This is a genomic window from Erwinia sp. HDF1-3R, from assembly GCF_039621855.1.
Lineage (GTDB): Bacteria > Pseudomonadota > Gammaproteobacteria > Enterobacterales > Enterobacteriaceae > Erwinia.
In genome coordinates this window covers 429,622-444,086 of the sequence record NZ_CP155071.1, presented here as the reverse complement: position 1 = coordinate 444,086, position 14,465 = coordinate 429,622, and the positions used below count along the sequence as shown (strand labels likewise).

General features: G+C 55.6%; 12 protein-coding genes. 4 read left to right on the top strand and 8 right to left on the bottom strand.

All coding sequences use genetic code 11. The annotated features are described in order from the left end of the window. Positions 1-65 precede the first annotated feature (65 nt). On the top strand, positions 66-1,004 hold the full coding sequence (locus AAGR22_RS01950; RefSeq protein ID WP_345829953.1) for an aromatic alcohol reductase: 939 nt from the start codon (positions 66-68) through the stop codon (positions 1,002-1,004). 156 nt (positions 1,005-1,160) lie between these two features. Here AAGR22_RS01950 and AAGR22_RS01945 read toward each other — a convergent pair whose 3' ends face one another. Beyond that, positions 1,161-1,715, bottom strand: a complete 555-nt coding sequence (locus tag AAGR22_RS01945) for a single-stranded DNA-binding protein (protein WP_067704468.1) — start codon at positions 1,713-1,715, stop codon at positions 1,161-1,163. Positions 1,716-2,019: 304 nt separating this feature from the next. Between AAGR22_RS01945 and uvrA the strand changes: the two genes are divergently transcribed. Both uvrA and AAGR22_RS01935 read left to right on the top strand, forming a co-directional pair. Further along, complete coding sequence (uvrA, locus tag AAGR22_RS01940) at positions 2,020-4,851, top strand: excinuclease ABC subunit UvrA (RefSeq protein ID WP_067704472.1); 2,832 nt, start codon at positions 2,020-2,022, stop codon at positions 4,849-4,851. 174 nt (positions 4,852-5,025) lie between these two features. Further along, positions 5,026-6,078, top strand: coding sequence for an NAD(P)-dependent alcohol dehydrogenase (locus AAGR22_RS01935; RefSeq protein ID WP_067704476.1), 1,053 nt, complete (start codon positions 5,026-5,028; stop codon positions 6,076-6,078). A 77-nt stretch (positions 6,079-6,155) separates the two neighbouring features. Here AAGR22_RS01935 and AAGR22_RS01930 read toward each other — a convergent pair whose 3' ends face one another. The 4 genes from AAGR22_RS01930 to dnaB all read right to left on the bottom strand — a co-directional run bounded on the left by AAGR22_RS01930 (position 6,156) and on the right by dnaB (position 10,133). Further along, on the bottom strand, positions 6,156-6,488 hold the full coding sequence (locus AAGR22_RS01930; protein WP_067704480.1) for an MmcQ/YjbR family DNA-binding protein: 333 nt from the start codon (positions 6,486-6,488) through the stop codon (positions 6,156-6,158). A gap of 6 nt (positions 6,489-6,494) precedes the next feature. Next, positions 6,495-6,911: a secondary thiamine-phosphate synthase enzyme YjbQ gene (locus AAGR22_RS01925; RefSeq protein ID WP_345831531.1), complete on the bottom strand. Its 417-nt coding sequence runs from the start codon at positions 6,909-6,911 to the stop codon at positions 6,495-6,497. Between the two features lie 28 nt (positions 6,912-6,939). Further along, positions 6,940-8,133: an amino acid aminotransferase gene (locus tag AAGR22_RS01920; RefSeq protein ID WP_345829952.1), complete on the bottom strand. Its 1,194-nt coding sequence runs from the start codon at positions 8,131-8,133 to the stop codon at positions 6,940-6,942. Between the two features lie 584 nt (positions 8,134-8,717). Next, positions 8,718-10,133, bottom strand: a complete 1,416-nt coding sequence (gene dnaB, locus AAGR22_RS01915) for a replicative DNA helicase (protein WP_067704489.1) — start codon at positions 10,131-10,133, stop codon at positions 8,718-8,720. A 99-nt stretch (positions 10,134-10,232) separates the two neighbouring features. Between dnaB and AAGR22_RS01910 the strand changes: the two genes are divergently transcribed. Then, positions 10,233-11,213, top strand: coding sequence for a quinone oxidoreductase (locus AAGR22_RS01910; protein WP_345829951.1), 981 nt, complete (start codon positions 10,233-10,235; stop codon positions 11,211-11,213). Positions 11,214-11,475: 262 nt separating this feature from the next. On the opposite strand, the gene pspG is transcribed toward AAGR22_RS01910, so the two are convergent. The 3 genes from pspG to AAGR22_RS01895 form a co-directional block, all read right to left on the bottom strand. Beyond that, the gene (gene pspG / locus AAGR22_RS01905; RefSeq protein ID WP_197473303.1) at positions 11,476-11,697 is read right to left on the bottom strand and encodes an envelope stress response protein PspG; all 222 of its coding nucleotides are present in this window, start codon (positions 11,695-11,697) and stop codon (positions 11,476-11,478) included. 145 nt (positions 11,698-11,842) lie between these two features. Continuing rightward, positions 11,843-12,835, bottom strand: coding sequence for a tRNA dihydrouridine(20/20a) synthase DusA (gene dusA, locus AAGR22_RS01900; RefSeq protein WP_067704693.1), 993 nt, complete (start codon positions 12,833-12,835; stop codon positions 11,843-11,845). Positions 12,836-13,019: 184 nt separating this feature from the next. Further along, positions 13,020-14,264, bottom strand: a complete 1,245-nt coding sequence (locus AAGR22_RS01895) for a conjugal transfer protein TraF (RefSeq protein ID WP_067704695.1) — start codon at positions 14,262-14,264, stop codon at positions 13,020-13,022. Positions 14,265-14,465: the final 201 nt, after the last annotated feature.

The following is a 14,465-nucleotide window of genomic DNA, read 5'->3' as shown; positions in this document are numbered from 1 at the left end:
TCATGTACCTAATTGTGCGTCAAACGACTGCATGTCACCCTGGTCCGACTCAACAGGAGAACAGTATGATCGATGCAACGCAACATTCATCAACGTCTATTTTAGTATTGGGTGTCGGAGAACTTGGGCTCGCGGTGCTGCGTGCGCTGAGTCAGCAGCGCCAGAGCCATACCCACATCACCATATTACTCAGGCCTGAAGCCGCTCATGCTGCCGCCGGGAAGGGGAAAGACCGCCTGGATGCCCTGGCCAGGCTGGGGATTAGCGTGCTGGCGGGCGATTTGCAGCAATCCACATCCGACCTGGCTGCGCTGTTCCGCCCTTTTAATGCAGTGATTAACTGTAGCGGTTTTGTCGGGGGGCCTGGAACACAGTTAAGGGTAACCCAGGCAGTCCTTGATGCAGGTATTAAACGCTATTTCCCGTGGCAGTTCGGCGTGGATTACGATGTGGTCGGAAAAGGCAGCGGTCAGCAGGTGTGGGATGAGCAGCTCGACGTCCGTCACCTGCTGCGAAAGCAAACGGCCACCGACTGGGTGATTGTCTCTACCGGCATCTTCACCAGCTATCTCTTTGAACCCTCCTTTGGCGTGGTTGAGGCCAGTACCCGGACGGTATATGCCTTAGGTGACTGGGAGTATGCTGTAACGCTGACCACGCCGGAGGATATCGGCAGACTGACCGCCGCCCTCTTCTTTTACCAACCCGTGATACGTAATCAGGTCATTTTCATTGCCGGTGACACGCTGACCTATGCTGAGCTGGCTGATCTGATGGGAAAGGTCTGGAATAGCCGCGTCAACCGCGTACTGCTGGATAAGGAAAAACTCAATGCCGACATACGTGCGCGCCCCGATGACGTCGCGGCGAAGTATCGTCTGGCATTTGCCCGCAAAGACGGCGTGGCCTGGCGTAAAAGCGACACCTTTAATGCACAACGGGGCATTGCGACGGTGACGGCAGAGCAGTGGCTGGCAGATAATGACAGGGCAGTCGCTGGTTGATAACGGCGGGGCAGAGGCCAGGAAGGACGGGTTTTATTCTTCCATAAACCAGTAAGGCCCCGCGTTGACGGAGCCTTACCTGCTAAGACAACCAGAGAATTTCTGGCTGCCCTAAAACGGACTCTTGCCCGCTAACGACATATTCTCAGACGAGAATCAAAATGGGATATCGTCATCAAAATCCATCGGAGGTTCGCTGCTGGCCGGTGCGTTGTTCTGCTGAGGCTGCGGGCGGGATGGCTGTGAACCGCCGCTAAACTGGTTACCGCCGCCCTGCTGTGGCTGCTGTGGCTGGCCCCAACCGTTGTTATTGTTGCTGCCGCCCTGACCGCCGCCAGCTGGCGCGCCTGCACCGCCGTTCTGACGGCCACCGAGCATTTGCATGGTGCCACCAACGTTAACCACGACCTCGGTGGTGTATTTTTCCACGCCCGCCTGATCGGTCCATTTACGCGTCTGCAGTGCACCCTCGATATAAACCTGAGAGCCTTTACGCAGGTACTCACCGGCAACTTCTGCCAGCTTGCCGAACAGCACGACGCGGTGCCATTCCGTCTTCTCTTTGGTTTCGCCGGTCTGCTTGTCACGCCAGCTTTCGGACGTGGCGAGGGTAATGTTGGCAACGGCGCCGCCATTCGGCATGTAGCGGACTTCCGGGTCCTGACCCAGATTTCCGACCAGAATCACTTTGTTTACGCCTCTGCTGGCCATGTACGTCTCTCCGATAATTGTTCTGCTTTAAGTCTAAGCCGAAAATTCTAACATGGCGTACCTTTATATCCTACTTTCAGATGTGGGTCTCAGAGGCTTTATACGGCTTGCCGCATTGCAGCGAGCGGCCTGCGCGGGATCGTAAATTTTTAAGTCGGGGGCATGATAGCCGTTGGGATCCTGTCCCCCGGGCTGCGCCAGAACACTGTATATCCAATCAGGTTTTTTTGTGCCATACTTACAGGCTTCATTCTGGCCGTGCCGGACCGGCATGGCGAGGTCTGTGTTAATCCGGGAATTGTGAATGGATAAGATCGAAGTACGGGGTGCACGCACCCATAATTTGAAAAATATTAACCTGATCATCCCTCGCGACAAACTGATCGTTGTCACAGGCCTGTCAGGCTCCGGTAAGTCTTCGCTGGCGTTCGATACGCTGTACGCCGAAGGACAGCGCCGCTACGTTGAGTCCCTCTCTGCTTATGCCCGGCAGTTTCTCTCTTTAATGGAGAAGCCGGATGTCGATCATATTGAAGGGCTGTCGCCAGCCATTTCCATTGAGCAGAAGTCTACCTCGCATAACCCGCGCTCCACCGTCGGTACGATCACTGAAATTCATGACTACCTGCGCCTGCTGTTTGCCCGCGTGGGTGAGCCGCGCTGCCCCGATCACGACGTGACGCTGGCCGCGCAGACCGTCAGCCAGATGGTTGATAACGTGCTGGCGCTGCCGGAAGGCCGCCGGCTGATGCTGCTGGCCCCGATTGTGAAAGAGCGTAAGGGTGAGCATACCAAGACGCTGGAAAACCTTGCATCGCAGGGCTATATCCGCGCCCGCATTGATGGCGAGGTCTGCGATCTCTCCGATCCGCCCAAGCTGGAGTTGCAGAAGAAGCACACCATCGAAGTCGTCGTGGATCGTTTCAAGGTGCGCGACGATCTGCAGCAGCGCCTTGCTGAATCCTTTGAAACCGCGCTCGAGCTCTCCGGCGGTACGGTGGTGGTTGCCGATATGGACGACCCTGAAGTGGAAGAGCTGGTGTTCTCCGCCAACTTCGCCTGCCCCGTCTGTGGCTATAGCATGAGCGAGCTGGAACCGCGCCTGTTCTCATTTAACAATCCGGCCGGTGCCTGTCCGACCTGCGACGGTCTCGGTGTACAGCAGTATTTTGATCCGGATCGTGTGGTACAGAATCCTGAGCTGTCGCTGGCAGGCGGTGCGATCCGCGGCTGGGATCGCCGTAATTTCTACTACTTCCAGATGCTGCGTTCGCTGGCCGAGCACCTGAACTTCGATATTGAAGCTTCATTTGGCTCGCTAAGTGAGAAAGCCCGTCAGGTGATCCTCTACGGATCCGGCAAAGAGACTATTGAGTTTAAATATATTAACGACCGCGGTGACACCTCGGTACGCCGCCACGCCTTTGAAGGCGTGCTGCATAATATGGAGCGCCGTTATAAAGAGACGGAATCTTCCGCCGTGCGTGAGGATCTGGCTAAGTTTATCAGCAACCGCTCCTGCGCCAGCTGTCACGGTACCCGTCTGCGTCGTGAAGCGCGGCACGTCTACGTTGAGAACACCACGCTGCCGACAATCTCTGATATGAGCATCGGCCATGCGATGGATTTCTTCCTGAATATGCAGCTCAGCGGTCAGCGCGCGAAAATCGCCGAAAAGGTGCTCAAGGAGATTGGCGACCGGCTGAAGTTCCTGGTCAACGTCGGACTGAACTACCTCTCTCTCTCCCGCTCTGCCGAAACCCTTTCCGGCGGTGAGGCGCAGCGTATCCGCCTCGCCAGCCAGATTGGTGCCGGGCTGGTCGGCGTGATGTACGTGCTGGATGAGCCGTCAATCGGTCTTCATCAGCGCGACAACGAACGCCTGCTGGAGACGCTGGTTCACCTGCGGAACCTGGGGAATACGGTCATTGTGGTCGAGCATGATGAAGACGCGATCCGCGCCGCTGACCACGTTATTGATATCGGGCCAGGCGCTGGTGTCCACGGCGGTCAGGTGGTGGCAGAAGGAACGGTAGACGATATCATGGCGGTCGAAGCCTCTCTCACCGGTCAGTACCTTAGCGGCAAGCGCGAGATCGCCATACCCAAAGAGCGGGTTAAAGCCGATCCTGCGAAGGTATTAAAGCTGACCGGGGCCAAAGGCAACAACCTGAAAGACGTGACCCTCACGCTGCCGGTAGGCCTGTTTAGCTGCATCACCGGCGTATCCGGGTCGGGTAAATCGACCCTGATCAACGATACCCTGTTCCCTATCGCTCAGCGTCAGCTGAATGGTGCAACGCTTGCTGAACCGGCGCCGTACCGCGATATCAGCGGGATGGAACACTTCGATAAGGTTATCGACATTGACCAGAGCCCGATTGGCCGCACGCCGCGATCGAATCCGGCAACCTATACGGGAATATTCACCCCGGTACGCGAGCTGTTCGCCGGCGTTCCCGAGTCGCGTACGCGCGGCTATACGCCGGGTCGCTTCAGCTTTAACGTCCGTGGTGGGCGCTGCGAGGCCTGCCAGGGCGATGGCGTCATTAAGGTAGAGATGCACTTCCTGCCGGATATCTACGTGCCGTGCGACCAGTGCAAGGGCAAGCGCTATAACCGCGAAACGCTGGAGGTCAAATATAAAGGCCGAAGCATCCATGAAGTGCTGGAAATGACCATTGAAGAGGCGCGTGAATTCTTCGATGCCGTACCGGCGCTGGCGCGTAAGCTGCAAACGCTGATCGACGTAGGTCTTTCCTATATCCGCCTTGGCCAGTCAGCCACCACGCTTTCCGGCGGGGAGGCGCAGCGCGTGAAGCTGGCGCGCGAGCTGTCCAAGCGCGGCACCGGCCAGACGCTCTATATCCTTGACGAACCGACTACCGGCCTGCACTTTGCCGATATTCAACAGCTGCTGGAGGTGCTGCATCAGCTGCGCGATCAGGGCAATACCATTGTGGTGATTGAGCACAATCTGGACGTGATTAAAACCGCAGACTGGATTGTCGACCTGGGTCCTGAGGGCGGCAGCGGCGGCGGTGAAATACTGGTTTCCGGCACCCCGGAAACGGTCGCGAAATGCAAAGCGTCGCACACGGCCCGCTTCCTCAAGCCTTTATTAAAAATGAAATAATATGGAGCCGGGGCGGTACTTTCCGCCCCATTCTTCACCCACTTCCCCACAATCTTGCAGGATCAGGCAAGATTTAAACAGGTTCAGACATACCCGCTTTCACCTGCACTGACTATCCTTAACGTTCAGATTTCTGCGTTACGTTCACGACACTTTTCATTAGCTGGAGATACCATGAATATTACGCATGCCTGGGCAGCACAGGACGCTAAATCCAAACTGGCTCCCTTTGAGTATCAGCCGCGCGAGCTGCGCGATCACGATGTACAGATCGAAGTTTTATTCTGTGGCGTTTGCCACTCAGACCTCCATCAGGCCCGCAACGAGTGGAAAAACACCGTTTTTCCCGTCGTCCCAGGCCATGAAATTGTCGGTCGTGTCACCGCCGTCGGCGGCCACGCGAAAAAATATAAAGTGGGCGATTTGGTCGGCGTAGGCTGTCTGGTCGACTCCTGTCGCACCTGCGACAGCTGTAAAGAAGATTTGGAGCAGTTTTGCGAAAACGGCTTTACCGGCACCTATAACGGTAAAGATCGCGTTACCGGCGACATCACCTACGGCGGCTACTCTACGCAGGTTGTGGTAACCGAAGACTTCGTGCTGCGCATCCCGGAAAACCTTGATCCGGCTGCCGCCGCACCGCTGCTGTGCGCCGGTATCACCACCTTCTCCCCGCTTAACCACTGGGGCGTGGGCCCGGGCAAAAAGGTCGGGATTGTCGGTCTGGGTGGTTTAGGCCATATGGGTGTGAAAATTGCCCATGCGATGGGCGCACACGTCGTACTGTTCACCACCTCCCCTTCTAAAATTGAAGACGGTAAGCGCCTGGGCGCGGATGAAGTGGTTATCTCTAAAGATCCCGAGCAGATGGCAGCACAGGCCAACAGCTTTGACTTTATCCTGAACACCGTAGCGGCTCAGCACGATCTGAACCCGTTTATTAACCTGCTGCGCCGTGACGGTACCATGACGCTGGTTGGTGTACCGGAGCATGACCACCCGGCACCTCAGGTGGTTAACCTGGTGTTCAAACGTCGTAGCGTTGCTGGTTCACTGATTGGCGGGATTAAAGAAACCCAGGAAATGCTGGATTTCTGTGGTAAGCACAATATCACTTCCGATATTGAGATGATTAAAATTGATGAGATCAACGAAGCCTACGAACGTATGCTGAAAAGCGATGTTAAATATCGCTTTGTGATCGACATTGATTCACTGCGCAGCTAACAGGCCGCGCGAAACCTGAAACGGGGCGAAGCGATTCGCCCCGTTTTTCAATTTCATCTACCGCTGATTTAAACTGCTTAGTGCGCCGTTCTACTGTTAAGCGCCTGCTGCCATGAGGCATCCACCAGGTAGTAGATCTGCGAATCCTTCAGCGTTCCGTCCAGCAGCACCGTGCTCCAGTGCGACTTGTTCAAATGTTCACTGGGCCGTACGTCACTGTGTGAGTCCCGCAACAGCTCAGCCAGCGCGGGTGTGGACTTCAGCGCTACCGCTGGACGTCCCTCAACTTCATGCACCAAAGCGAACAACACATCATCGAGTTTAATTTGCGTCGCTTTCCAGCCGCTGTGCACGCTCTGTTCCGCGCCCGGCTTATCCATACAGTAAGTAAGAAGATCCGAAACAGTCATACTCTCTTATTCTCCTTGCAGCGTGGCAACGATGCGCCGGGCACCACCCTGTATTCGGTGTTCCCCCAGCCAGATCCCCTGCCAGGTGCCGAGTACCAGCTGCCCCCGGGCAACGGGCAGCGTCAGTGACACCCCCAGCAGCGATGATTTTATATGCGCTGGCATATCGTCTGCTCCCTCATAGTCATGCTGGTAGGGGGCGTTATCCGGCACCGCGCGCAGGAAATGCTGCTCCATATCGCTTCTTACCGTAGGGTCACAGTTTTCATTCAGCGTCAGGGATGCCGAGGTATGTTGTAGCAGCAAATGCAGCATCCCTACCTGTACGTCTTTCAGGCGACGCAGCTCACCCAGCACTTCATCAGTGACCAGGTGAAATCCGCGCGGTTTTGCGCTTAACGTTAGCGTTTGCTGATACCACATCATACGGCTCCTTCAGGAAATATAGGCATTACATCACAGCGGCAAAAGCTTCAGCCACCAGATGAACGTTTTTATCGTTCAGGCCTGCGACACACATACGTCCGCTGGTAAGCAGATAGATGCCGAACTCATTACGCAGCCGGTCAACCTGTGCAGCGCTCAGGCCAGTGTAGCTAAACATGCCGCGCTGTTTCACAAGGTAGTCGAAGTTTTTACCGGGCACGGCGGTGGAGAGCACGTCGACCAGCGTCTGGCGCATAGCCAGAATCCGCAGGCGCATGGCTTCTACCTCTTTCAGCCAGCTCGCCTTAAGCTGTGCATCATTCAGCACGCATGACACCACCTGCGCGCCGAAGTTAGGCGGGCTGGAGTAGTTGCGCCTGACGGTCGCTTTCAGCTGGCCCAGCACGCGCGAGGCCTCTTCCGCATCGTTACAGACCACGGAGAGGGCGCCCACACGCTCACCATACAGCGAGAATATTTTGGAGAAAGAGTTGCTGACCAGGGCGGGCAATCCGGCGGAGGCAATGGCGCGAATGGCGTAGGCATCGTCCTCCATTCCGGCCCCAAACCCCTGGTAGGCAATATCCAGGAAGGGGATCAGGTCGCGTCCTTTCAGTACGCCGGTCACCACGTCCCACTGATCGTTAGTCAGATCGGCACCGGTGGGGTTATGACAGCACGGGTGCAGCAACACGATACTTTTCGGCGGCAGGGTTTTCAGTGTGGCAACCAGCTCGTCAAACTTCACGCCGTTGGTGGTGTCGTCATACCACGGATAGGTATTGACCTCAAAACCGGCACCGGAGAAGATCGCCACGTGGTTTTCCCAGGTAGGATCGCTGACCCACACCTGTGACTGTGGAAAATAGGCCTTCAGAAAATCGGCACCAATTTTGAGTGCGCCGGAGCCGCCAACGGTCTGGATAGTGGCAATACGCCCCGCTGTCAGCGCCGGGTGATCCTGACCAAACAGCAGCGGTGCAACAGCGCTTCGGTACGCAGGCAGGCCATCCATAGGCAGATACTGAGAGGCACCAGATGCCTGAGCGGTCAGACGGGCCTCAGCCTCGGCAACCGCATTCAGCTGTGGAACCGCACCCTGTGCGTCATAGTACAGCCCGATGCTCAGGTTCACCTTGTGGGGTCGCGAATCCTGCTTAAATGTCTCCATCAGGGAGAGAATTGGATCGCCGGCATAGGCATCAACGTTTTGAAACACGGTGCAGATCTCCATTTAATGATTGGGCAGTTCAGGTGCTCCAACGGGAAGCCCCTCAAATCTCGACGTTCTGCTATGGCAGGGCGGGGCTCAACCGATTAGGGCTTCATCGCCTGGTTCAGCGTAAGAATCATCCCCAGCCCGGCCATATAGCGAAACTACACTATAAACCTAATTTTCCTTATCAGGTTACTGCACAGTGTGGCAGAAAAGGAATTAAGCGTGGGAATATGGATGAAAAGCGGATGTAAAACGCGGATAGCCTTCGTCCCCCGTCGAAGAAAGCTGTCACCAGGCAAGGCTTCACGCAACAGAGAATCGTGGTGATAGTGTCGGGTTTATCCGTGAGGCTGGAGGGAGGAAGAGATCATAATGCCCAACCCGTTCGCTCAGCTCCTGATGAGTCAGACGTCCGTTAACTTCACGTCAGGTCAGTCATTTAAGGTCGTAGTCATCAATCTGAGTCAGATTCAATCCGCAGGCTGTTCCAGTACACCACCTGGTCCGGTAACCGCATTCTTCGCCGCCCTGTCCAACACTATTTTCTGATGGCCGACGAAAAATGCAGGGATGCAGAATGAGGATCAGTCGTCGTCGTACTGGGGTCCGGCGTAGTTATCGAACCGCGACCACTGGCCATTGAAGGTGAGTCGTACTGAGCCAATCGGACCATTACGCTGCTTACCGAGAATAATCTCCGCAATCCCTTTCTGATCGCTGTTCTCGTGATACACCTCATCACGGTAGATAAACATAATCAGGTCGGCATCCTGCTCGATGGAGCCAGACTCACGCAGATCCGAGTTGACCGGACGCTTATCGGCACGCTGCTCCAGCGAGCGGTTAAGCTGCGACAGCGCCACCACCGGCACCTGTAGCTCTTTCGCCAGCGCCTTCAGCGAGCGGGAGATTTCAGCGATCTCCAGCGTACGGTTATCGGACAGCGCCGGCACGCGCATCAGCTGAAGATAGTCGATCATAATCATACTCAGGCCGCCATGTTCACGGAAAACGCGGCGCGCGCGCGAACGCACTTCCGTTGGGGTCAGCCCTGAGGAGTCATCAATAAACATATTCTTCTTCTCCAGCAAAATACCCATAGTGCTGGAGATCCTCGCCCAATCTTCATCATCGAGCTGGCCGGTACGAATGCGGGTCTGATCGACGCGGGAAAGGGAGGCCAGCATACGCATCATTAGCTGCTCGCCGGGCATTTCAAGACTAAAAATCAGTACCGGCTTCTCCTGCAACATCGCAGCATTTTCGCAGAGGTTCATGGCGAACGTGGTTTTACCCATCGACGGACGCGCGGCAACGATGATCAGGTCTGAACGCTGCAAACCGGCGGTCTTCTTATTCAGATCCTGGTAACCCGTATCCACTCCGGTCACGCCATCGTGCGGGGTCTGGTACAGCGATTCGATCCTGGCGATGGTCGCCTCAAGGATCTGATCGACGCTTTTCGGTCCCTCATCCTTATTGGCGCGATTTTCGGCAATTTGGAAAACGCGGGATTCTGCCAGATCGAGCAGATCTTCACTGGTTCGCCCCTGGGGATCGTAACCGGCGTCGGCAATCTCATTGGCAACGGCGATCATCTCTCTGACGACCGCACGTTCGCGGACGATATCCGCATAGGCGCCAATGTTTGCCGCGCTGGGGGTATTCTTCGACAGCTCCGCAAGGTAGGCGAAGCCGCCAACCATGCTCAATTCACCCTTGGTTTCCAGCGATTCGGACAGGGTTATCAGGTCAATCGGCTTACCCAGCTCTAACAGGCGCTGCATTTCGCTGAAGATCATTCGATGCGGGCGGCTGAAGAAATCTTTCGCCACCACGCGCTCTGACACATTGTCCCAGCGCTCGTTGTCCAGCATCAGCCCGCCCAACACGGATTGCTCTGCCTCCAGAGAATGAGGCGGTAACTTGAGCCCTTCCATTTGACGATCCCGTGGCTCACGGTTCTCAACGGATTTGTTGGTGGGTTTATTTCCTGCCATAGTGATGCAATACCAAAAATCTGAGTGGGGGACGCGCAAGTATACCCGTTTGGTGACTCGTCGTCCTCTTTCAATGACGCTGAATCAGCAGGAGTGACCATGGCAAAACGTATACAAATCAGCCAGCACGGTGGGCCGGAAGTGATGCAGTGGGTAGAGGTCGATGTGCCTGAACCGCAGGCGGGTGAAGTGGTGGTGGAAAACAAAGCCATCGGGATCAACTACATCGACACCTACGTACGCAGCGGGCTTTATCCCGCTTCATTGCCCAGCGGTCTGGGAACGGAAGCGGCGGGCGTCGTCAAAAGCATTGGCGCGGGGGTCACGGCGGTAAAACCGGGCGATCGCGTGGTCTACGCCCAGTCAGCGCTGGGTGCCTACAGCGAATTTCACGCCGTACAGGCCGACAAGCTGGCGATCCTGCCGGACAGCATCTCCTTCGAGCTGGCCGCGGCCTCCTTTCTGAAAGGACTGACCGTACATTATCTGCTGCGTCAGACCTATGTTATCCAGCCTGATGAGATTTTCCTGTTTCAGGCTGCCGCTGGCGGCGTCGGCCTGATAGCCTGCCAGTGGGCAAAAGCGCTCGGCGCGCACCTGATTGGCACGGTAGGGTCAGCAGAAAAAGCGGAGCGAGCCAAAAAAGCGGGAGCCTGGGCAACCATTAATTATCGTGAGGAAGATGTCGCCAAACGCGTGAGTGAGCTGACCAACGGTAAAAAAGTGCGGGTGGTTTACGATTCCGTTGGTAAGGATACCTGGGAGTCCTCGCTGGACTGTCTGCAACGACGTGGCCTGATGGTCAGCTTTGGCAACTCGTCAGGGCCGGTGAGCGGCGTTAACCTCGGCATACTCAACCAGAAAGGCTCGCTTTACGTCACGCGTCCCTCGCTGAATGGCTACGTGACCACGCGTGAAGCGCTGATCTGGGCCAGCAATGAGCTGTTTTCGATGATTGGCAGCGGCGCGATAAAGGTTGACGTTCCCGAGCAGCAGAAGTTTGCGCTGAAGGATGCGCAACAGGCGCATAAAACGCTGGAGAGCCGTGGAACCCAGGGCTCAAGCCTGCTGATCCCGTAGGCTGGCTCCACGCTTACCCACGCGCAGATGTGAGCAGGGCTTCCCGTGGGAAGCCCTTTTGTCTTTTTTTAGTTCGCGCTGAATGTAGGGTACAGCGGCGAATGAATATTTTTCAATTCAGTCGCCTATGGTTGCAGAAATCATAAGAAAAAAGAATGGCTGAATGCCAAAGTAGCGGGTCAAAGTCCAGGAATGTGACCAGCGCCACATTGCGGGCTAAATGTGCCAGGGCGATGTTTCACGCCTCTTTACCACTGGCTCACTACCATCGGCTCACCTTTGGCGTTGATTTTTTATTCGCCCGATAAATCCATACCACGACCACCGCCAGAGCCAGCCACGGCAGCATTTTTATGACAACCGCGAGCATTCCGCCAAAAAACATTACCCCGGTCGCCACGACCAGCGCAGCAAGGATACCGAGCACCGAGATACCGGTGAGCAGCAGCATAAAGAAAAAGCCCAGCACAAATAAAATTTCCATCAGATGGCTCCTGTTAACAATCGCTACAGGGGTATTACAAGAATCATGCCAGAAGAGGGAAAACGCTAACCTGTTGAAATTATTCAGTCAGGTTAAAAACCCCGCAGGCGGGGTTAGTCAATTTGATTATTTAGTGGTGAACAATTCACGCCGTTGGGATTTTATCTGCAACCAGGCACAGCGCCTGCTCAACCGTTTCAATATTGGCTCCCGCCTTGTGCGCATTTTCACTGAGGTGACGACGCCACTGCCGCGCGCCGGGAATGCCCTGAAAAAGGCCCAGCATATGGCGGGTGATATGACCCAGCCAGGTGCCATTCGCCAGCTCACGCTCAATATAGGGATACATTGAACGCACAACAGCCACCGGATCAACGGCAGGACCTTCAGCGCCAAACAGCTCGCGGTCAACCTGAGCCAGCAGGCCGGGGTTCTGATAAGCTTCACGGCCCATCATCACGCCATCCAGATGCTGCAAATGGGCCTTCGCTTCTTCCAGCGTTTTCACGCCACCGTTAATAGCCATGGTCAGATGCGGAAAATCACGCTTTAGCTGATAGACACGCTGGTAGTCCAGCGGTGGGATTTCGCGGTTCTCTTTCGGACTCAGGCCGGAGAGCCAGGCTTTACGCGCATGGATAATAAACATCTCGCAGCCGCCCTGCTCTGAAACCTGGCGAATGAAATCGCAGAGGAATTCGTAGCTGTCCAGTTCGTCAATACCGATGCGCGTTTTTACCGTCACCGGAATTGAAACGCGATCGCGCATGGCTTTAATGCCCTCGGCAACCAGCCCGGCTTCCCCCATCAGACAGGCACCGAAGCGGCCATTTTGTACGCGATCGGAGGGACAGCCGACGTTCAGGTTCACTTCGTTATAGCCACGCGCTTCGGCCTGACTGGCGCACTCGGCCAGCGCAGCGGGATCGCTGCCTCCCAGTTGAAGGGCAACGGGCTGCTCCTCCTGACTCCAGGCAAGATAGTCCCCCTTGCCGTGAATAATGGCGCCGGTGGTAACCATCTCGGTGTAGAGCAGTGCCTGACGCGTCAGCTGGCGGTGGAAATAGCGGCAGTGGCGATCGGTCCAGTCGAGCATCGGCGCGACAGAAAAGCGGTGTGCAGGTAGGTTCTGGGTCATAAAGCGCGCAAACTCGGTATATTTAATAAACGATGATAATGTGTGCAATGGTATCACGGCTTGATGCCGCAATCATTAACACCGCGCGTTGAGTGTGTCGCCTCAGGAAGTGATGGGGGGCAGGCGTGGCGGGATGCATAACGTGATGGCAGGAACGCACAGCACGTGCGCCCTGCCGCCACCGTTAGAAAGTGAAGTTTAGCTGAGCAACGGCACCCCAGGTATGGTCGTCGCCTTTCATACCCGCCAGATCCAGATGGACGCGGTTATAGGGAGAGATGCCAAAACCGGCGGTGACCACGTTTGTATCGTTGGATTTCATATCGGCACGGTAGCCGGCACGCAGCTGCAACCAGCTCAGCAGACGGTACTCGGCACCGACACCCGCATACTGGCTCTCATCCTGCGATTTAAATCGCTTAGTGGGCGTCGCGTCAACATCCAGAGCGGTGGTCAGACGATCGATATGGTAAGAGATCCCCGGCGTCACGATGGGGCGGATCTGATAGGTATCCTTATAGCCGTTAACCTCTTTCGTCTCCAGATCGCGCGAAATCAGGTTCTGCGCGCTCAGGCCCAGCGTCCAGTTTTCGCCCAGATCGGTCGCGGCACCGGCATCAATGTTAAAGCCGGTATCAGAGTTTTTATAACGCCCTTTAGTAAAGTCGGACTTGTTGTAGTTATAAACCGAGGCGCTGTAGTTATACAGGTAGGTTCTCTGCAACTTCGGCGTCACGCCGAACGACACCGGATGCCCGGCGATACTGAATTCATGAGCAACGGCGATGCCGTAGTCATAGACAATAGCCCCGCGCCCCAGTCCTGCTGATGTCAGTTTACTCTGGTCGCCCGGCAGCGGAAAAATCGTGCCATCGGCCACGCCCTGCAGGTAATCAATATCGCTCTGGCTGACGGCAGCAGTAATGTGTGCCGTGCCGTAGGCTTTGGTCACAAAGGCAAACGGTAGCTGTTCATTCGGGATGGTGACGGCAAAGGCGGCGCCTGCGGTGCCGGAGGCTTCATTGCCCTTTATGTGACGCAGCTGGCTGGCAAGATCGCCCGCGGCACTCTGGATTTTCGGGTAGTCGGCAAAGTTGAAGGCGCCACTGCTGGCAATATCCTTATAACGATCGACGCTGTCGGTCAGGTCATCGACTTTATCAATCAGCTTATTTTTGTCCGTTACCTGTAATCCGGCAGCGGGCAGAATGATACTGACGTCATCATCGGGCTGAGCTTTTGTCATCAGCGCCGGGTTAGCCAGCACCGCCGTGCCGTAGGTGGAAGAGGCGACGCCCGTTCCCCCCATTGCATCATTACGCGCATCATAATAATTACCGGCAGCAAGAGCGCTCAGAGGAGCAAGGAACAATACGGGGAAAACCGCAGGCCGGGACAGCCTGTTCAACTTACCGATCAATTTAATCATTTTACCGTAGACCCATCCAGAAAAGGAAAAAGCGCTTAACGTAAGCGAGAAGAGTGCGACTGCCTGCATAATGGACACAGAGGCAGCTATTCATTGCCGTGAAGTAAATAACAATGCGTGGGCTTATCAGCTCATTGCCGATTTATTTATCTGTTATCACACTAATCGTTTAGCCCGGTATCTCAATCCTTTACGCTTAAA

Excerpts from the sequence above, each read along its gene's own strand:
- AAGR22_RS01895 (WP_067704695.1), bottom strand. The coding sequence starts at position 14,264 with ATGATTAAATTGATCGGTAAGTTGAACAGGCTGTCCCGGCCTGCGGTT.
- dusA (WP_067704693.1), bottom strand. The coding sequence starts at position 12,835 with ATGACCCAGAACCTACCTGCACACCGCTTTTCTGTCGCGCCGATGCTC.
- AAGR22_RS01930 (WP_067704480.1), bottom strand. The coding sequence starts at position 6,488 with ATGACTGTTTCGGATCTTCTTACTTACTGTATGGATAAGCCGGGCGCG.
- pspG (WP_197473303.1), bottom strand. The coding sequence starts at position 11,697 with ATGGAAATTTTATTTGTGCTGGGCTTTTTCTTTATGCTGCTGCTCACC.
- uvrA (WP_067704472.1), top strand. The coding sequence starts at position 2,020 with ATGGATAAGATCGAAGTACGGGGTGCACGCACCCATAATTTGAAAAAT.
- AAGR22_RS01925 (WP_345831531.1), bottom strand. The coding sequence starts at position 6,911 with ATGTGGTATCAGCAAACGCTAACGTTAAGCGCAAAACCGCGCGGATTT.
- dnaB (WP_067704489.1), bottom strand. The coding sequence starts at position 10,133 with ATGGCAGGAAATAAACCCACCAACAAATCCGTTGAGAACCGTGAGCCA.
- AAGR22_RS01935 (WP_067704476.1), top strand. The coding sequence starts at position 5,026 with ATGAATATTACGCATGCCTGGGCAGCACAGGACGCTAAATCCAAACTG.
- AAGR22_RS01945 (WP_067704468.1), bottom strand. The coding sequence starts at position 1,715 with ATGGCCAGCAGAGGCGTAAACAAAGTGATTCTGGTCGGAAATCTGGGT.
- AAGR22_RS01910 (WP_345829951.1), top strand. The coding sequence starts at position 10,233 with ATGGCAAAACGTATACAAATCAGCCAGCACGGTGGGCCGGAAGTGATG.
- AAGR22_RS01950 (WP_345829953.1), top strand. The coding sequence starts at position 66 with ATGATCGATGCAACGCAACATTCATCAACGTCTATTTTAGTATTGGGT.